Source organism: Delftia tsuruhatensis NBRC 16741, from assembly GCF_001571325.1.
GTDB classification, from domain to species: Bacteria; Pseudomonadota; Gammaproteobacteria; order Burkholderiales; family Burkholderiaceae_C; genus Comamonas; species Comamonas tsuruhatensis.
In genome coordinates this window covers 35,020-51,958 of sequence record NZ_BCTO01000043.1, presented here as the reverse complement: position 1 = coordinate 51,958, position 16,939 = coordinate 35,020, and the positions used below count along the sequence as shown (strand labels likewise).

The following is a 16,939-nucleotide window of genomic DNA, read 5'->3' as shown; positions in this document are numbered from 1 at the left end:
TGGTCGGGGCCGGTGGCAGCAGGCCGGCTTTGCATTTCTTTAAATGACTCGGGTAATAAAAATCATTATCATTCCCGCTCTTTGAAAGGCGGCGTGCTCCAGGCGCGCGGCCAACGCCCGGCGCCGCACAGACCTTGAACTGTTGTGGCGCCTTTGTCCGTCCGGGCCTGCGCGCGGTGTCTGCAGCGGCCGCGGCGTCCATGACGGGCAACGATCCGCAAGAAAGGTCATCCCCATGCAAGCCTCGACCCCGGGAGGGTCCTCTCCATCCCTGCTGCGCTACCGCGTGGCCGTGGCCTCGCGCGCCTTGGCGGCGATCGGCGGCGGCTATCTGCTGTCGGCCGCCTGCGCCGCCACGGGCGCGCGCGCCATGGTCTGGCTGGGCGTGGAACGGGCCGATGCGGCGCTGGGCTCGACGCTGCTGGCCTTCATCATCTACGCCGTGGCGGCCATGTGGGCCTTTGGCTGCGCCAGTGCCTGGCGCGCCTGGGCCGTGATCGGCCTGCCGGGCGCGGGCCTGGGACTTCTGGCCTGGGTGCTGTCGAACGGAGCCGCCGCATGAGGGCAGACGGCAAACCCGAGGGACTGCGCCAGTCCATGTCCTGGCTGCACACCTGGAGCGGCCTGCTGCTGGGCTGGCTGCTCTACGCGGTGTTCTTCACGGGCACCCTGAGCTATTTCCGCGACGAGATCAACGACTGGATGCGGCCCGAGCTGCACGGCTCGGTGCAGGATGCCGATACCGCGCAGCGCGCACTGGAGGCCATGCAGCGCATCGCGCCGGAGGCCACGACCTGGACGCTGGGCCTGCCCGGCCCGCGCCAGGTGGCGGTGGCCGCATCCTGGCGCGAGCCCGGCGCCGCCACGGGCCGCGCAGGCACCAAACGCGCCGAGATCGACGCCGCCACGGGCGAGAAGCTGGAGCCGCGCGAGACACGCGCCGGCAACTTCTTCTACCGCTTCCACTTCGAACTGCACGCCATGCCGCGCATCTGGGGCCGATGGATCGTGGGCTTCGCCACCATGCTGATGTTCGTGGCCATCATCACGGGCGTGATCACGCACAAGAAGATCTTCACGGACTTCTTCACCTTCCGCCCGCGCAAGGGCCAGCGCTCCTGGCTGGACGCGCACAACGCCACGGCCGTGCTGGCGCTGCCGTTTCACATCGTCATCACCTTCAGCGGACTGGTGCTGCTGATGTTCATGCTCATGCCCTGGGGCATACAGGCGGCCTACAACGGCGACACCAATGCCTACTTCGCCGATGTGCGCGGTGCACGCGGGCAGGCGGCCAACCAGGGCCCTGGCGCGCGTGGTGGCAAACAAGAGCGCCAGGCCGCCGCGCTGGCCGACATCGCGCCCATGCTGGCCGAGGGCGCGCGCCGCTGGCCCGAGCACGGCGTGGGCAGCATCACCGTCAACGCGCCCGGCACCTCGCGCGCGGTGGTCGAGCTGCGCGAAGGCGGCGGCATGAGCCTCATCAACCGGGGCCAGTCCGAGACGCTGCGCTTCGACGGCGTGACCGGCCAGTTGCAGGCCAGCCCCGAGGCGCCCGCCATCTCCTGGGTGCGTGCCACCAGCAACGTGATCACCGGCGTGCACCTGGGTCGCTTTGCAGAGCCCGCCACGCGCTGGCTGCTGCTGCTCAGCGGCGTGGTCGGCACCTTCATGGCCGCGTCCGGCATGGTGCTGTGGGTGGTCAAGCGCATGCCCGAGCGCCGCAAGCTGGGCCGCACGCCCTTCGGCCACCGTCTGGTGGAGGTGCTCAACGTGGGCTCCATCGCGGGCCTGTCGGTGGCCGTGGCCGGCTTCTTCTGGCTCAACCGCCTGCTGCCCGTGCCCATGCAGGCGCGCAGTGATTGGGAGATCAACGGCTTCTTCCTGATCTGGCTGCTGTGCCTGCTGCATCCGCTGCGGGTCTCGCACCGCAATGCCTGGCTGCAGCAGATGGCGCTGGCCGCCGTGCTGTATGCGCTGCTGCCCCTGCTCAACCTGCTGACGGGCGGCGCATCGCTGGTGCAAACCATGGCCAACGGGCAGTGGAGCATCGCCAGCTTCGAGTTGCTGATGCTGGGCCTGGCCGCCATCCACGGCGTGGTGGCCTGGTGGCTGCTGCGCGGCAAGCCGGCAGCGGCTGCAGCGCCTGCAGCCCCCCGCACGCAAGCCCGCGCCGCCAGCCATGCCTCCACGCTGGAGCGCGCGTCATGATGATTCTTGCCACCCTTTGCCTGGCCTTTGCAGGCTTTGCCGTCATTGCCGCTTCCATGGACCGGCACCAGGACCAACTGGGCACCGAAGGCCTGGCACCCGCGCGCCTGAAGGCCTGGCGGCTGGCCGGCTACGCGCTGTTGGCCCTATCGCTGGCGCCCTGCCTGCTGCGCTGGAATGCCTCGGTGGCCGTGGCCGCCTGGCTGGGCCTGCTCACCTTTGCGGCCCTGGCCTTGGGCCTGCTGCTGACCTATGCGCCGCAGTTCGCGCGGCGTGTGGCGGCCGCTGCAGCGGCGGTGGGGCTGCTGGCCTGGCTGGTGGCTGGCTGATTCAATAGGCGGCAGCTGCCTGCTGTGCAGGCGCGGCCACCGGCGAATCATCGAACTGCCCCCGCAGCCTGCGCGCCGCATTCGCAAACAGCAGCACATCCACGCCCACGGCCACGAAGCTGCAGCCCAGGTCCAGGTAGCGGCGGGCCAGGGCGGGGTCCGAGGTCAGGGTGCCGGCCGCCTTGCCGCTGGCGATGATGGTCTTCATGGCGCCCTCGATGGCGGCCTGCACTTCGGGGTGGCCCGGGTTGCCGCGGTGGCCCATGGAGGCGGCCAGGTCGGCGGGGCCGATGAAGACGCCGTGCACGCCGTCCACCGCGCAGATGGCCGGCAGGTTCTGCAGCGCGGCCACGGTCTCGGCCTGTACCAGCAGGCAGACCTCGTCGTCGGCCACCTGCAGGTAGTCGGCGCGTGCGCTCCACTGCGATGCGCGGCCCACGGCGCTGCCCACGCCGCGCACGCCCAGCGGCGGGTAGCGCGTGGCGGCCACCACGGCGCGCGCCTGTTCGGCCGTGTCCACCATGGGCACGAGCAAGGTGGTGGCGCCTATGTCCAGCATCTGCTTGATCAGTGCCGTGCTGCCTTCGACCACGCGCACCACGGCCTGGGCCGGGTGCGGGGCCACGGCCTGCAGCGCGGCCAGGGTGCTGCGCACGTCGTTGGGCGCGTGCTCGCCGTCGATCAGCAGCCAGTCATAGCCGCAGGTGGCGGCCGCCTCGGCCAGGTAGGGGTCGGCCATGGACAGCCACAGGCCGATGCGAGGCTGGCCTGCGGCCAGGGCGGTCTTGAAGGGGTTATGGGCTGGCATGGTGTCCGGTGATTTCGTTGATGGAAAGATTCAGTCCAGCAGGCCCTGGCAGACGTACTTGGTGTGCAGGTAGTCGTCCAGGCCGTGGGTGGAGCCCTCGCGGCCGTAGCCCGATTCCTTGACGCCGCCGAAGGGCGCTGCCTCGGCGGCCAGCGCGCCTTCGTTGATGCCGACGATGCCGGTCTCCAACGCATCGGCCATGCGCCAGATGCGGCGCGCGTCGTTGCTGTAGAAGTAGGCGGCCAGGCCGAAGGGCGTGTCGTTGGCGGCGGCGATGACCTCGTCCTCGCTGTCGAAGACGGTGAGCGGCGCCACGGGACCGAAGGTTTCCTCGCAGGCGCAGGCCATGGAGGCATCTGCGCCTGTGAGCACGGTGGGCGCGTAGTAGTTGGCGCCCAGGGCATCCAGGCGCCTGCCGCCCGTGAGCACCCTGGCGCCGCGCGCTACGGCGTCCTGCACATGGCGCTCGATCTTTTCCACGGCGCGCGCGTTGATCATGGGGCCGATCTGCGAGGCCGGGTCGCTGGCCGGGCCCACGTGCAGCGCGGCCACGCGCGCGGCCAGCTTCTGTGCGAACGTGTCGTGCACGCTGCGGTGCACGAAGACGCGGTTGGGGCACACGCAGGTCTGGCCGCCATTGCGGAACTTGGCGGCCATGAAGCCGTCGACGGCGGCCTCGATGTCGGCATCCTCGAAGACGATGAAGGGCGCATTGCCGCCCAGCTCCAGCGAGAGCTTCTTGAGCGTGTCGGCGCTGCGCCGCGCCAGGTGCTTGCCCACGGGCGTGGAGCCCGTGAAGGTGATCTTGCGCACGCGCGCGTCGTCCAGCCAGACATCCACCACCTCGGGCGTCTTCTCGCGCGAGGCCGTGACGATGTTGAGCACACCGGCAGGCACGCCTGCCTCCTGGGCCAGCAGCACCAGGGCCAGCGAGGTCAGCGGCGTGTCTTCCGCTGGCTTGCAGACCACGGTGCAGCCGGCGGCCAGCGCGGGCGCGATCTTGCGGGCGATCATGGCGGCAGGAAAGTTCCAGGGCGTGATGGCGGCCACCACGCCCACGGGCTCGCGCAGCGCAAGCATGCGCCGGCCCGGCACGGGTGCGGGAATGATCTCGCCGTTCATGCGCGTGGCCTCTTCGGCAAACCATTCGATGTAGCTGGCCGCATAGGCGACCTCGCCTTTGCCCTCGGCCAGGGGCTTGCCCTGCTCGCGGCTGATGAGGCGGCCCAGGTCGTCCTGGTGGGCCAGCACCAGGTCGTTCCAGCGCTTGATGATGGCGGCGCGCTGTTTGGCGGGCGTCTTGCGCCAGGCGGGGAAGGCGGCATGCGCGGCGTCCAGCGCGGCGCGGGCCTCGGCGGCGCCGGAGTCGGGCACCTCGGTGATCAGTGCGCCCGTGGCGGGGTCGGTCACGGCCAGGCGCGGGGCAGGTGCGGCGGGCGTGGCCGTCGCGGTCGTCCATTGGCCGGCGATGAAGTTGGCGCTGCGCAGCAGCTCGGGGCGGGTGAGGGTCAGTGGCATGGAATCGGTGGATGCAGGTGTTGTAAAGGGCGGCTCAGCTCACGATGCCCAGGTGCCAGGGCACGAACTCATGGTCGCCCAGGCCCAGGGCCTCGCTCTTGGTGGGCTCGCCGCTGGCGTGGCGCAGGATCTGCGCGAAGATGCGCTGCCCCATCTCGGGCACGCCGCATTCGCCGTCCACGATCAGGCCGCAGTTGATGTCCATGTCTTCCTCCAGGCGCCGGTACATGGGCGTGTTGCTGGCCAGCTTGATGGTGGGCGCGGGCTTGCTGCCGAACATGGAGCCGCGCCCCGTGGTGAAGCAGATCAGGTGCGCGCCGCTGGCAATCTGGCCCGTGGAGGCCACGGGGTCGTAGCCCGGCGAATCCATGAAGACGAAGCCCGGCTCGGTGATGGGCTCGGCATATTCGTAGACGGCGCGCAGCGGCGTGGTGCCGCCCTTCATGGCCGAGCCCAGCGATTTCTCGAAGATGTTGGCCAGGCCCCCGGCCTGGTTGCCGTGGCCGACCACGCCGTTGAACTGCGCGTTCTGGCCGGCCGCGTAGCGCTCCCACCAGGCCAGGCGGTCCAGCAGCTTCTGCCCTACGGCTGGCGTGATGGCGCGGCGCGTGAGCATGAATTCCACGCCATGGATCTCGGGCGTTTCCGACAGGATGGCCGTGCCGCCGTGGCGCACCAGGATGTCCATGGCCGCGCCCAGTGCCGGGTTGGCCGTGATGCCCGAAAAGCCGTCCGAGCCGCCGCACTCCAGCCCGATCTTCAGGTGGCTGGCACTGACCGTGCTGCGCCGCGCGGCATCGGCTTCGGGCAGCATCTCTTCGATGGCGCGGATGCCTGCCTCTATGGTCACGCGCGTGCCGCCGACCTCCTGCATCACCAGGGTGCGCATGAGCCGGCCTTCGCACAGGCCCTGCGACTCCACGAGGGCATCGACCTGGTTGCGCTCGCAGCCCAGGCCCACGATGAGCACGCCGGCCAGGTTCGGGTGGCGCGCATAGCCGGCCAGCGTGCGGCGCAGCACGTCGAAATGCTCGCTGGGCGAGGACATGCCGCAGCCGCTGGTCTGGGCGAAGGCCACCACGCCGTCCACGTTGGGGAAGGCTGCCATGCGCTCGGCCGTGAAATGCGCGGCAATGCGCTTGATCACCGTAGCCGAGCAGTTCACCGACGACAGGATGCCGATGAAATTGCGCGTGCCCACGCCGCCGCCGGCGCGCACAAAGCCCTGGAAGCTGGCGCGCTGCGCCTCGGGCACATAGTCCACGGGCCGCACATCGGCGCCGAAGGCCGGGTCGCGGTAGTAGTCCACGATGCGCAGGTTGTGGCTGTGCACATAGTCGCCGGCCTCCAGCTCACGCGTGGCCACGCCGATCACGGTGTCGTACTTCTTCACCTGCTCGCCCTCTGCGATGCGGCGCGCGGCGATCTTGTGGCCCGCAGGCACCTGGGCGCGGGCGCGCACGCCCAGTTCGGGAATCTCCTGGCCCAGCGACAGAGCGGTCCTGGCGACCAGCACGTTGTCGTTGGGATGCAGGTGCAGCAGGGGGCTATCGGTGCGGGACATGCGGGGCTTTCATCGGTGTGGGTTCGCGGGCTGTCAGCCCTTCATCAATTCGCGCAGCTTGAGCTTGTCGATGAGGACGGTCTCTTTTTGATAGACCGTGTTGACGTATTTCTCGTAGTCCGGGCCGTCCAGGTAGAGCAGCGGTGCATCCAGCTTCTCGGCCACGGACTTGAACTCGGGGCTGGCCACGGCGGCGCGGAAGGCCTCGCGCAGCCTGGCCGCCACGGCCGGCTCCAGGCCACGCGGCGCGCCGATGCCGTTGGGCGCATCGACCACCACGTCGTAGCCGCATTCGCGCAGCGTGGGCACGTCCTTGAAGCGCGCCGTGCGCTGCTCGCCCCAGGTGGCCAGCAGGCGCAGCTTGCCGGCTTCCACATGGGGGGCCCAGGAGCTGGAGTCGGCCAGCGCATCCACGTGGCCGCCCAGCACACCCTGCAGTGCCTCGGCGCCGCCCTTGTAGGGCACATGGTTGAGCTGTATGCCGGCCACGCCCGCAAACTCCTCCATGCCCACATGCGTGGCACCGCCCACGCCTGCATGGGCATAGGTCACCTGGCCAGGCCGGGCCTTGGCGGCGGCCACGAAGTCCTTGAGCGTCTTGAACGGCGAATGGGCGGGCACGGCAATGCCGAAGGTCTGGCCCGAGGTGCGCGCGATGTAGGTGTAGTCCTTGCGCGGATCGGCCTGCAGGCTGCCCAGTTGCGAAAAGCGCGTGACCGAGATGGGAATCTGGCCGATGGTGTAGCCGTCCGCCCTGGCCGAGGCCAGCGCCTTGGCGCCGATCATTCCCGAGGCGCCCGCGCGGTTCTCCACCGCGATCGGCTGGCCCAGCAGCTTGCCGGCCACGGTGCACAGCGCGCGCATGGACTGGTCGGCCGTGCCGCCCGCAGGCCAGGGGCAGATGAAGGTGATGGGGCGTTCGGGCCAGCTCTGGGCGAAAAGAGGTCCGGTGGCGGCCAGTGCGCTGGCGCCGAGGGTGGCGAGCACGAATTCGCGCCGGCTTGCATGGCGTGTGCGTGGGGTGTTCATCGCTTGTCTCCTGTATTGGCTTTTTGCAGCCCTGTGATCCGGGCCCTGGGCTGACTGGCGCGATTGTTCAGTGCCTGATCATGACAATCCAATGAAAAGATAGACTGGCTTCATAACCTCAAAGCTATGAAGACCCCATGAGCAAGATAGACCGCGTGCTGCGCTCCAACCTCAAGCTGCGCCATCTGCAGCTGCTGGTGGCGCTGGACCAGTTCCGCCACCTGGGCCGCGCCGCCGAGTTCCTGGCCGTCACCCAGCCCGCCGTCTCCAAGACCCTGGCCGAGATCGAGCGCATGCTGGACATGACGCTGTTCGAGCGCTCCACGCGCGGCACCGAGCCCACGGCGGCCGGGGTCAGCATGGTGCGCTTTGCGCGCTCGGTGCTGGCGGGCTTCGAACGCACGCGCGATGAAATGGCGGCCGAGGCCAGCGGCACGCGCGGGCGCACCAGCGTGGGCGCCATGGTCGTGGCCACGCCCGTGCTGCTGGCCCGGGCCGTCGAGCAGTTGAAGGCGCGATCGGCCCAGACCACGGTGCTGGTCGAGGAGGGCGATCTCACGCGGCTGCTGCCCAAGCTGCGCATGGGCGAGCTGGACCTGTTCGTGGGCCGGCTCGAACCCGGCTATGCCTCGCCCGACCTGGAGACCGAAGCCCTGTACGACGAGCCCATGGTCGCCGTCGTGCGCCCCGGCCATGCGTTGCTGGCGCAGCCTGCGAGCTGGCAGGCGCTGGCCGACATGCCCTGCGTCATGCCCCCGCCCTGGGCATCGCTGCGCGTGAAGCTGGAGCAGCAGTTCTTCGCCCACGGCCTGCATCCTCCGGCCGATCTGGTCGAGTCCGCCTCATTCCTGTCGCAGATCAGCTTCCTGCACCAGCGCGGCGCCGTGGCCTTCATGGCGCGCGGCGTGGCGCAGCATTTCGCGCAGCAGGGGCTGGTCGCCGTGCTGGACCTGCCCGTGCCCATCGACCTGCCCCCCGTGGGCCTGATCACCCTGCGCGGCCAGCCGATGACGGCGACGACGCGGTTGCTGGTGGAGTGTTTGCGGGCGGTGGGGCGCAGCCTGGCAACGCGCTGATCCTGCGGCTGCGGCTGCGGCTGCATTGGCGCTGCGCCACCGGCGCCGCCGCATTCGGCATGAGGCTCTGTCCCTCCGTGGCCTGCACCGCATGCTCGCTGCCGCCGTGCTCCATGAAGGCAATGGAGATCATGGCGTGAGTGGGGCTTTGGAGGGGAGCGTTGGGAAACCGGGGCCGGCGCAGTGCGTGGCGGCGATGGCCTTGCGCGCAGCCATGAATTCGCCCGGCGAATTCACGCATTCGGCGGCGCACAGCTGGCCACCGCGCAGGTGCAGGACGGCGAACCTGCCGCTGGCCGGGTTGCCGCGCAGCACGGTCTGGTCGCCCTGGCCGGGCAGGCCGGCGATCTGCAGCCTGGTGTCGTACTGATCGGACCAGAACCAGGGCGTTTCATGGGCGGGCAGTTCGCTGCCCGTGATGGCGCAGGCCGCGCGCCGGGCCTGTTCGAGCGCGCTGGGCACGCTTTCGAGCCGGTGCAGCCCGGGGTAGCCGGCCAGCGGGCGGCGCGTGGCATCGCCTATGGCGTAGATGCCGCTCATGGCGGTACGGCCTTCGCCATCCACGGCAATGCCGTCGGCGCAGTCCAGGCCGAGGGATTGCGCCAGTTCCATGCAGGGCGCCGCGCCCACGCCGATGAGCACGGCATCGCACTCCAGTCGGGAGCCATCGGCCATCCACAGGGCCGTGATGCGGGTGGGGCTGTCTCCCTGGATGGCGGCGACCGCTGCATTGAAATGCACCTCCACGCCCTGGCCTGCATGCAGCTGCAGCAGATGCGCAGCCATCTGCGGCGAGGCGCTGCGCGTCAGCAGCCTGCCTTCGCGCTCGATGATCCGGACCTGCACGCCCAGCTTGCGGGCCGTGGAAGCGATTTCGAGGCCCGCATAGCCGCCGCCGATGATGGCCAGGCAGCGCGCGGTCTGCAGATGGCCCCGCAGCGCCTGCGCGTCTTCCATGGTGCGCAGGTAGGTGATGCCAGGCCGCTCATCCCCGGGCAGGACCAGCCAGCGCGGCGCGGAGCCTGTGGCAATGACCAGGTGTTCGTAGTGCAGCACCGATCCGTCGTTCAGCGCCACCTGCCGCGAGCCCGGCTCTATGGCCATGGCGCGCATGCCCGGGCGCAGGGCGATGGCCTGGTCCGCGGAGGCGCCGGCGGGCCGCGGCAACAGCTCGTCCGGGCCCATGGCCTGCTGCAGCCAGGCCCTGGACAGCGGCGGGCGCAGGTAGGGCTGCAGGTCCTCGCCGCCGACCACAGTGATCGGGCCCGGGTGGCCGTACTGGCGCAGCAGGGCGGCCAGGGTGCCACCGGCGTGTCCGGCGCCGATGATGACGGCATGGCCTTGGGGGTGTTGTGCGGGGTTCATGCTGCACCTTCGCAGGAGGCCCGGAGTACGGGGCGGGCGCAGATCTCGTCCCAGGCTTGCCGCATGAAGCGCGCGGCCGCCACGTTCTGCTCCAGCAGGTCATAGCCTGCGCCCAGGCCGTAGTCGGGGAGATTGATGAATTCGGTGGTGAGGTAGCGCAGCGGGCTGTGCGGCTGCGCATGGTGGCAGGCCAGCACCTTGCGGATGGCCTCTTTGGAGGGCTCCAGCAGGTAGGCATGCCAGGGCGAATGCCATTCGCCGGGTCCGGGCCGCAGCATGGGGTACTGGATGCCCCGGCCCGGGCTGCCGTCCTCGTCGCGGTGCCACAGGTTCAGGGGCTGGTTGGGGCCGGCCGCGCGCAGCTGGGCCCAGCGCACGATGCCCATGTCCAGCCATTGTTCGCACAGCGAGCCGGGCTCGAACGGGTCCAGCACCAGTTCGCCGCGCTCGAGCAGCCCGCGCACGCCCGACCGGTCCAGCTCGGCCGGGTTGCCGATCTTGAAGTTCACATGGCTGTAGTCCAGCGTGAAGTGAAAGGGCACGCCGCGTGCCTGCACGCGCCCGGCCACGCTGCGCACGCGCAGGAAGTCTTCGGTCCACGTGTTCACATGCAGCGCGAAGCTGGGCTCCACGCCCAGGCCCATGGCGTCGTCATAGACCCGCAGATAGTGTTCGGCGATTTCCACATCGGACAGCACATGGCCGTCGCGGTGGTGCTTGAAGGTCATGATGTTGTGGCAGCGCACGCCGATCTCGCGGCAGATGCGCAGGTTGCCGGCCAGCAGGACCTCGTCCTCGCCCAGGCGGTAGAACCAGCTGGCGGTGTGCACGGGCAGCTTGAATTCGGCGATGGCCGACTCGTAGTCGGCCAGCTGGTGGCGCAGCGGCAGGCGGTCGAAGCAGTCGAACACGCCGGTCTCGCTGACGAGGCGGAACTGCTCGCGTATGGGCAGCTCCTGCAGGCCGATGGGCTGGTGGCGCGAGGAGCGCTGCACGCCACGGCCGTTGCAGCCGATGGGCGGGAGGGTGGGGCGGGGGGCTTCGTGCATGACCTGCCCCTCAGCCGCCAGTGGGCGCGCCCACGATCATGCGGTCCGCCGGCAGAGGGTGGCCCGCGTTGCGCGACCCGGTCAACGGGGACCGGGCATCGAGTACATCGGTTGTCATGGATCTGTCTCCTTGTTGAGTGTGGTGTTGCGCCCCGGCCGCTGCTCAGCCCCATAGGCGCTGCGGGCCAAGAAGGCTTCATCGGCCAAGCGGCTCCCGGCGCCGCTGCCCGCACGGTGGAAGGCCTCCAGCGCGAACACTGCTTTCAGTCTGCTGCCCGGCGCGTGCGTTTGCCGCAGGGGCCAGAAGCTGGCCTGCATGCCGCCTGGCGCGGGCTCGCCATGCCCTGTCTTCGAATGCAGTCTGGGCATGGGATGTCTCCTGGGCTCCGATCGCGGCTCTCGACCCATGGCTGCTGGGTCGATGCGGAAAATCAAGGTGTATGCACTCGAATTAAGTCGGATTGCCTACAAAGAAACACCAAGGCTTTCCATGGAGCAATGCCTCTTTTTCCCCGCGTACAAGGATTGTGAATTTTTCGATTTGACTTGACTATCGGGAAAATACTTTATTTGTTTTTGACTATTTATTTGGGTGTTTGAGCGTAGGCGCTTGAAATTCCCGCGGTGGACGGATGTTTCCACCGGGGCCAGCGTGGCGACGCAGGACCCTGGACGGTGGCAATGCACCGCAAGCAGCTGAAATGTCAGCCCATAGCCATGCAGGCAGCGGCGGCATGCAGGGGCAGGAGGTCCATGTCGGGGGAAGGAAAAGGAGAAGGAGGAGGAGCGGAGCCGGCTGCGGATCGCGCGCAGCTTGCGGCTGCCCACCAGCGTCCGCGAGGCTGGCGTCAGGAGCACGGCGCAGATCGGCCGGCTCACGGCCATTCCCGATGCCTTCGCCCACCTGGGCGGCCTGGTGGCCCCCCTATTTGCCGGGCTGGCTCAAGGAGCTCACGCGCTCGCCCGGCGCGTGCCCTGCCCAGGGCGGTGGTCAACCGCCGAAGGCAGGTGGTGCGCGCCGTTCAGCGCATGGTCACGAACTCTTCTGCCGCCGTGGGGTGGATGGCCACGGTGTCGTCGAAGTCGCGCTTGGTGGCGCCCATCTTGAGCGCCACGGCAAAGCCCTGCAGCATCTCGTCCATCCCCAGGCCGATGCCGTGTATGCCCACGATGCGTTCCTCGGGGCCCACGCAGACCAGCTTCATGCGCGCGGGCTGGCGGTGGCGCGTGACCGCCGTGTACATGGCGGTGAAGGCCGACTGGTAGATCTTGACCTGATCGTCGCCAAATCGCTCGCGCGCCTGCGGCTCGGTCAGGCCCACGGTGCCGATGGGCGGGTGGCTGAAGACCACGGTGGGCACGTTGTCGTAGTCCAGGTGCTCGCCGGTCTTGCCGTTGAACAGGCGCTCGGACAGGCGCCGGCCTGCAGCCACGGCCACGGGCGTGAGTTCGATACGGCCCGTGATGTCGCCCACGGCGTGGATGCCGGGCACATTGGTGTCCTGGAACTTGTCCACCGCGATGTGGCCGCTGTCCTGCAGCGCCACGCCTGCGGCCTCCAGGTTCAGGCCCGAGGTGTCGGGCCTGCGGCCCACGGCCCAGACCACGCAGTCCACGGTGTGGCTGCTGCCGTCCTGCAGTTGCAGGTCCAGGCTGCCGTCGGCATTGCGGACCACGGCCTTCGGGGTGGCCTGGCGGTGCACGGCGGGGCCTTCGGCCTCCATGATCTCCATCAGGGTCTGGCTCAGCAGCGGATCGAATCCGCGCAGTGCCGAGTTCTGGCGCAGGAACAGATGGGTCTGCGAGCCCAGCGCGTGCAGCACGCCGGCAATCTCCACGGCGATATAGCCGGCACCCACCACGGCCGTGCGCGCAGGCAGGGCCTTGAGGGCGAAGAAGCCGTCGGAGTCGATGCCCAGCTCGGCGCCAGGTATGTCGGGCCGTGCCGGGCGCGTGCCCGTGGCGATGAGGATGTGGTCGGCACTGAGCCGCTGGCCGCCCACCTCCACGGTGCGCGCATCCACGAAGCGGCCAAAGCCCTGGATCAGCTCGACCTTGTTGCGTGCCAGGCCGCTTTCATACGAGGCATGGATGCGGTCGATGTAGGCGCTGCGGCTGTCCAGCAGGCGCTGCCAGTCCAGGCCCTCGACGGTGGCATCCCAGCCGTAGTCGGGGCCGTAGCGGTGCATGGCCTCGCCGATCTGGGCTGCATGCCACATGACCTTCTTGGGCACGCAGCCCACGTTGACGCAGGTGCCGCCGATCTCGCCGGCTTCGATCAGCGCGCAGTGGCGCCCGTGCATGGCGGCGCGGTTGGCCGATGCAATGCCGCCGCTGCCGCCGCCGATGACGATGTAGTCGTAGTGCTTCATGGAGATTCCGTGCTGTGTCTGAGCGGCCCGAATGCCGCAGCCGGCCATCTTGCCCTGTTCGCCGGCCAGGGGCCTGCGGCGGGGGCAATGCCGCCATCTCCGCGCCCAGACGACGGCCCGGTTGGACGGCGTATCGCCGCTTTGCAGGGCCGGGGGCAGCAGGCGTTTGGTGGCAAATGAACGGACGGTGGCGCGGCAGCCCGCGTTGCGCAGGGGGCGGGACGCACTGTCAAGAAAAGCGCAACGCGCAGTCAAGGCGCGGGCAGGTGCGGCCGCTAGGCTCCTGCATTGCCGGTACCCCCGGCACGGACCAGAAGAACAGCAAGTTGAAACGGGAGTGCATGTGAGAGAACGAGGCAGTCGCCTTCAGGCGGAATTTTCCAGGGCCATGATGCCGTGGGTGGTGGTATTCGGAGCCGGCCTGCATTGCGTCGCGGCCGTGGCCGCGCCGGCGCAGGGGCTGGTCATGACGGGCTACCAGACGCAGTCCAACGCTTGGTATACGTCCATGGTGACCGAATACACGTTCAGCGTGGGCGGCGTGGTGCAGCAAGGCGGCTCGCCGCCCTCCACTGCGGATTGGGTCACCCCTTCCAACTACTGGGATGACGGCTGGGGTCTCAACAGTTGGAACGAGGACTACACATACAGCTACCAGGGCCAGGTCCTGCGGACGACCGATCCCATGGGAATTCCCGCAGCGGCAGCCTGGGCCACGATCAGCTCCTTTCAGATCGAGGGGTCCTCCCTCCCGCGCCCCATCGACAGCACTGTTTTCCACTATTCGCTCGATGGCATCCAGACCCTGCTCGCCATGGACGCATCGTCCATCCCCGCCAATGCGGTCTGGGCGGGTCTGTCATCCCTGTCCGATGGGTGGCATGCAGCGCAAAACCCTGGGTTTGCCGGCTATGTGCTGGGCCGCCCGGTCTTCAGTCTGGCTCCCGTCGTCGACCCGCAGGCGGGCGGCGTGACGGCCAAGGCCCGCGTGGCGCTGGACCGGGACGGCACGGGCTACTGGCAGGTGCTTGCTGCGGCCGCCGCGGCGCCGGATGCCGCCACGCTGCAGGCCGGCGGCTCCCCGGTCGGCATGACGGCAGGCGTGGTCCACGATATCGATATCGGGGGGCTGGCGGTGAATACGGCCTACAGGCTGCACTTCATCGCCAGGGATGGCGCAGGCCGCGTGCAGCCGGATGTGGCCAGCGTGCCCTTCACCACGCTCAGGCTGGAGCAGAGCATCGACTTTGCGCAGCCGTCGGCGCAAACCTTCGGCACGGCATTCACGCCCGTTGCAACGGCTACCTCCGGCCTGGCCGTGACGTTTTCCGCATCTGCGCCAGAGGTTTGCACCGTCGATGCCGCAGGGGTGTTCAGCTTCCATTCCGCAGGCACTTGCACGATGACGGCCCGGCAGGGCGGCGACGCGACCTATGCTCCCGCCCCCGAGGTGGCTTACCCGGTGACGGTGCAGCCTGCTGCGCAGAACATCGTCTGGAGCATGCCGGCGCCCCTGGTCGTGGATGCACGGGTGGCTCTGAGCGCCGCCGGCGGTGGCTCGTCCCAGGCCGTGCAGTTCAGCTCCCTGACGCCGGCGGCGTGCTCCGTCAGCGGTGCCGAGGTGTCCGGCAGGCTGGCGGGTACGGACAACTGCCTGCTGGCCGCCGATCAGCAGGGGGATGCCAACCACCTGCCTGCGGCCCGGCAAGTCCTGTCCCTGAGCATCGGCAAGGGCGCGCAGGCCATTGCCTTCACTTCCGTGGCGCCAGCGGCCGCCAAGGTGGGCGATACCTATGCCGTGGCAGCAACGGGCGGGGCTTCCGGGAAGGCGGTGGTGTTCTCCGTGGATACGGCGACGGCTGCCCATTGCACCATCGCGGGCGGTTCTGTCTCCTTCATTGCGCCGGGACCCTGCCGCATCCTGGCAGACCAGGCCGGCGATGCGAACTACGAGGCGGCGGCAAGGCAGCAGCAAAGCGTGCAGATCGCCCAGGCCACAACCACCCTGGCGATCACCTCCACCCCCAACCCTTCCTGGCCCGGCGACGATGTGACCATCAGCGTGTCGGCCGTGACCGGGGCGCAGGACCGACGGGGGGCGCTGCGGGCGATGGCGGCGGCGCTCCCCTCGGGCAGCATCACGGTCTCGTACAACGGGGCGCAGCTGGGGTCGGCGCCCCTGGTTGGCGGCGCCGCCAGCATCACGGTCCGGCTGCCCGTGGCGGCCGGATCCCACGGCCTTGTGGTCGACTACAGCGGGGATGCAGTCCACGCCCCGATGAGCCAGGGCTTCACACAGGCCGTGGTGGCGGCGCCGGTGCCCACGCCTGTGCCGGCCCTGCACACCGTGGCGCTGGTCATGCTGAGCCTGCTGGCGGCCGGGATGGGGGCCGGCAGGCTGCCCAGGGGCAGCATGGGCCGCATGGGCCGGTAGGCCAGGCTGCCGGGCGGCATGAACCCCGGCGCGGCGCCTCAGGCGGCAGCGATGCGCCGGGCGATGGCCTGGCCCACCTCGGTGGTGCTGGCCGTGCCGCCCAGGTCGGGCGTGCGCGGGCCGCTCCTGATGACTTCCTCGATGGCCGAGACGATGGCGTCGTGCGCCGCGCGGCCTGCGCCCTGGCCGTGGGTCAGGAAGTCCAGCATCAGCGCCGCCGACCAGACCATGGCGATGGGGTTGGCGATGTTCTTGCCGTAGATGTCGGGCGCCGAGCCGTGCACGGGCTCGAACAGGCTGGGGAAGCTGCGGTCGGGATTGAGGTTGGCCGAGGGAGCCAGGCCGATGGTGCCCGTGGTGGCCGGGCCCAGGTCGCTGAGGATGTCGCCGAACAGGTTGGTGGCGGCCACCACGTCGAAGCGGCCCGGCTGCAGCACGAAGCGCGCGGTCAGGATGTCGATGTGCTGCTTGTCCAGCGTGACTTCCGGGTAGGCCTTGGCCACGTCCTCGGCGCGCTGGTCCCACCAGGGCATGCTGATGGCGATGCCGTTGCTCTTGGTGGCCAGGGTGACGTGCTTGCGCTCGCGGCTTTGGGCCAGGTCGAAGGCGTACTTGAGCAGGCGCTCGGCACCCTTGCGCGAGTAGACCGATTCCTGGATCACGATCTCGCGGTCCGTGCCCTCGTACATGATGCCGCCCAGCGAGGTGTACTCGCCTTCGGTGTTCTCGCGCACCACGTAGTAGTCGATGTCGCCGGGCTTGCGGCCGGCCAGCGGGCAGGGCACGCCTTCGAACAGGCGAACGGGGCGCAGGTTGATGTACTGGTCGAACTCGCGGCGGAACTTGAGCAGCGAGCCCCACAGCGAGACATGGTCGGGCACGGTGGCGGGCCAGCCCACGGCGCCGAAGAAGATGGCATCCATGCCGGACAGCTGCGCCTTCCAGTCGTCGGGCATCATTTTTCCGTGGGCCAGGTAGTAGTCGCAGTGGGCCCAGTCGAAATGGTGGAATTCGAGCTTGATCGCAAAGCGGCTGGCGGCAGCTTCCAGGGCGCGCAGGCCTTCGGGCATGACTTCCTTGCCAATGCCGTCACCGGCGATGACGGCGATCTTGAATGTGTCTTGCATGGTGTCTGTCCTTGTATCGAATGGATGGATATGAAGCGGCGCCGCTGACAGCCTGGC

General features: G+C 69.2%; 14 protein-coding genes. 5 read left to right on the top strand and 9 right to left on the bottom strand.

Features of this window, described 5'->3' with window-relative positions; genetic code table 11:
- Positions 1 to 235: 235 nt before the first annotated feature.
- The 3 genes from DTS01S_RS20485 to DTS01S_RS20475 are packed head-to-tail and all read left to right on the top strand — an operon-like array spanning position 236 to position 2,540.
- Entirely contained in the window at positions 236 to 562 is a 327-nt protein-coding gene (locus DTS01S_RS20485) for a DUF3649 domain-containing protein (RefSeq protein ID WP_016449744.1), read from the top strand.
- Positions 559 to 2,211: a PepSY-associated TM helix domain-containing protein gene (locus tag DTS01S_RS20480; RefSeq protein WP_017406923.1), complete on the top strand. Its 1,653-nt coding sequence runs from the start codon at positions 559 to 561 to the stop codon at positions 2,209 to 2,211. The genes DTS01S_RS20485 and DTS01S_RS20480 overlap by 4 nt, the downstream gene beginning before the upstream one ends.
- Positions 2,208 to 2,540: a DUF3325 domain-containing protein gene (locus DTS01S_RS20475; protein WP_026062781.1), complete on the top strand. Its 333-nt coding sequence runs from the start codon at positions 2,208 to 2,210 to the stop codon at positions 2,538 to 2,540. Before DTS01S_RS20480 ends, DTS01S_RS20475 begins: the two co-directional genes overlap by 4 nt.
- Before the next feature lies 1 nt (position 2,541).
- On the opposite strand, the gene hpaI is transcribed toward DTS01S_RS20475, so the two are convergent.
- From hpaI to DTS01S_RS20455, 4 genes are read right to left on the bottom strand one after another with little or no spacing between them, the layout of a single operon-like run.
- On the bottom strand, positions 2,542 to 3,348 hold the full coding sequence (gene hpaI, locus DTS01S_RS20470; RefSeq protein WP_017406921.1) for a 4-hydroxy-2-oxoheptanedioate aldolase: 807 nt from the start codon (positions 3,346 to 3,348) through the stop codon (positions 2,542 to 2,544).
- A gap of 30 nt (positions 3,349 to 3,378) precedes the next feature.
- Positions 3,379 to 4,866: an NAD-dependent succinate-semialdehyde dehydrogenase gene (locus DTS01S_RS20465; RefSeq protein ID WP_017406920.1), complete on the bottom strand. Its 1,488-nt coding sequence runs from the start codon at positions 4,864 to 4,866 to the stop codon at positions 3,379 to 3,381.
- A gap of 34 nt (positions 4,867 to 4,900) precedes the next feature.
- A complete protein-coding gene (locus DTS01S_RS20460; RefSeq protein WP_016453813.1) occupies positions 4,901 to 6,430 on the bottom strand; it encodes a UxaA family hydrolase in 1,530 nt (509 codons plus the stop codon).
- Between the two features lie 33 nt (positions 6,431 to 6,463).
- Entirely contained in the window at positions 6,464 to 7,459 is a 996-nt protein-coding gene (locus tag DTS01S_RS20455; protein WP_061288615.1) for a Bug family tripartite tricarboxylate transporter substrate binding protein, read from the bottom strand.
- A 137-nt stretch (positions 7,460 to 7,596) separates the two neighbouring features.
- Here DTS01S_RS20455 and DTS01S_RS20450 point away from each other — a divergent pair, with 137 nt between their 5' ends.
- Complete coding sequence (locus DTS01S_RS20450) at positions 7,597 to 8,535, top strand: LysR substrate-binding domain-containing protein (RefSeq protein ID WP_017406917.1); 939 nt, start codon at positions 7,597 to 7,599, stop codon at positions 8,533 to 8,535.
- A 129-nt stretch (positions 8,536 to 8,664) separates the two neighbouring features.
- Here DTS01S_RS20450 and DTS01S_RS20440 read toward each other — a convergent pair whose 3' ends face one another.
- The 4 genes from DTS01S_RS20440 to gorA all read right to left on the bottom strand — a co-directional run bounded on the left by DTS01S_RS20440 (position 8,665) and on the right by gorA (position 13,321).
- Complete coding sequence (locus DTS01S_RS20440) at positions 8,665 to 9,900, bottom strand: NAD(P)/FAD-dependent oxidoreductase (RefSeq protein WP_017406915.1); 1,236 nt, start codon at positions 9,898 to 9,900, stop codon at positions 8,665 to 8,667.
- Complete coding sequence (locus DTS01S_RS20435) at positions 9,897 to 10,949, bottom strand: hypothetical protein (RefSeq protein WP_016449735.1); 1,053 nt, start codon at positions 10,947 to 10,949, stop codon at positions 9,897 to 9,899. The genes DTS01S_RS20440 and DTS01S_RS20435 overlap by 4 nt, the downstream gene beginning before the upstream one ends.
- 114 nt (positions 10,950 to 11,063) lie before the next feature.
- Positions 11,064 to 11,318: a hypothetical protein gene (locus tag DTS01S_RS20430; protein WP_026062780.1), complete on the bottom strand. Its 255-nt coding sequence runs from the start codon at positions 11,316 to 11,318 to the stop codon at positions 11,064 to 11,066.
- A gap of 653 nt (positions 11,319 to 11,971) precedes the next feature.
- The gene (gene gorA / locus DTS01S_RS20425; protein WP_016449732.1) at positions 11,972 to 13,321 is read right to left on the bottom strand and encodes a glutathione-disulfide reductase; all 1,350 of its coding nucleotides are present in this window, start codon (positions 13,319 to 13,321) and stop codon (positions 11,972 to 11,974) included.
- Between the two features lie 388 nt (positions 13,322 to 13,709).
- On the opposite strand from gorA, the gene DTS01S_RS20420 reads away from it, so the two are divergent.
- Entirely contained in the window at positions 13,710 to 15,755 is a 2,046-nt protein-coding gene (locus DTS01S_RS20420) for an Ig-like domain-containing protein (RefSeq protein ID WP_017406913.1), read from the top strand.
- Between the two features lie 38 nt (positions 15,756 to 15,793).
- Here DTS01S_RS20420 and DTS01S_RS20415 read toward each other — a convergent pair whose 3' ends face one another.
- Entirely contained in the window at positions 15,794 to 16,882 is a 1,089-nt protein-coding gene (locus tag DTS01S_RS20415; RefSeq protein WP_017406912.1) for a tartrate dehydrogenase, read from the bottom strand.
- Positions 16,883 to 16,939: the final 57 nt, after the last annotated feature.

What these genes read in the sequence shown, in the direction of transcription:
- DTS01S_RS20485 (WP_016449744.1), top strand. Translation starts at nt 236, where the DNA reads ATGCAAGCCTCGACCCCGGGAGGGTCCTCTCCATCCCTGCTGCGCTAC.
- DTS01S_RS20480 (WP_017406923.1), top strand. Translation starts at nt 559, where the DNA reads ATGAGGGCAGACGGCAAACCCGAGGGACTGCGCCAGTCCATGTCCTGG.
- DTS01S_RS20475 (WP_026062781.1), top strand. Translation starts at nt 2,208, where the DNA reads ATGATGATTCTTGCCACCCTTTGCCTGGCCTTTGCAGGCTTTGCCGTC.
- hpaI (WP_017406921.1), bottom strand. Translation starts at nt 3,348, where the DNA reads ATGCCAGCCCATAACCCCTTCAAGACCGCCCTGGCCGCAGGCCAGCCT.
- DTS01S_RS20465 (WP_017406920.1), bottom strand. Translation starts at nt 4,866, where the DNA reads ATGCCACTGACCCTCACCCGCCCCGAGCTGCTGCGCAGCGCCAACTTC.
- DTS01S_RS20460 (WP_016453813.1), bottom strand. Translation starts at nt 6,430, where the DNA reads ATGTCCCGCACCGATAGCCCCCTGCTGCACCTGCATCCCAACGACAAC.
- DTS01S_RS20455 (WP_061288615.1), bottom strand. Translation starts at nt 7,459, where the DNA reads ATGAACACCCCACGCACACGCCATGCAAGCCGGCGCGAATTCGTGCTC.
- DTS01S_RS20450 (WP_017406917.1), top strand. Translation starts at nt 7,597, where the DNA reads ATGAGCAAGATAGACCGCGTGCTGCGCTCCAACCTCAAGCTGCGCCAT.
- DTS01S_RS20440 (WP_017406915.1), bottom strand. Translation starts at nt 9,900, where the DNA reads ATGAACCCCGCACAACACCCCCAAGGCCATGCCGTCATCATCGGCGCC.
- DTS01S_RS20435 (WP_016449735.1), bottom strand. Translation starts at nt 10,949, where the DNA reads ATGCACGAAGCCCCCCGCCCCACCCTCCCGCCCATCGGCTGCAACGGC.
- DTS01S_RS20430 (WP_026062780.1), bottom strand. Translation starts at nt 11,318, where the DNA reads ATGCCCAGACTGCATTCGAAGACAGGGCATGGCGAGCCCGCGCCAGGC.
- gorA (WP_016449732.1), bottom strand. Translation starts at nt 13,321, where the DNA reads ATGAAGCACTACGACTACATCGTCATCGGCGGCGGCAGCGGCGGCATT.
- DTS01S_RS20420 (WP_017406913.1), top strand. Translation starts at nt 13,710, where the DNA reads ATGATGCCGTGGGTGGTGGTATTCGGAGCCGGCCTGCATTGCGTCGCG.
- DTS01S_RS20415 (WP_017406912.1), bottom strand. Translation starts at nt 16,882, where the DNA reads ATGCAAGACACATTCAAGATCGCCGTCATCGCCGGTGACGGCATTGGC.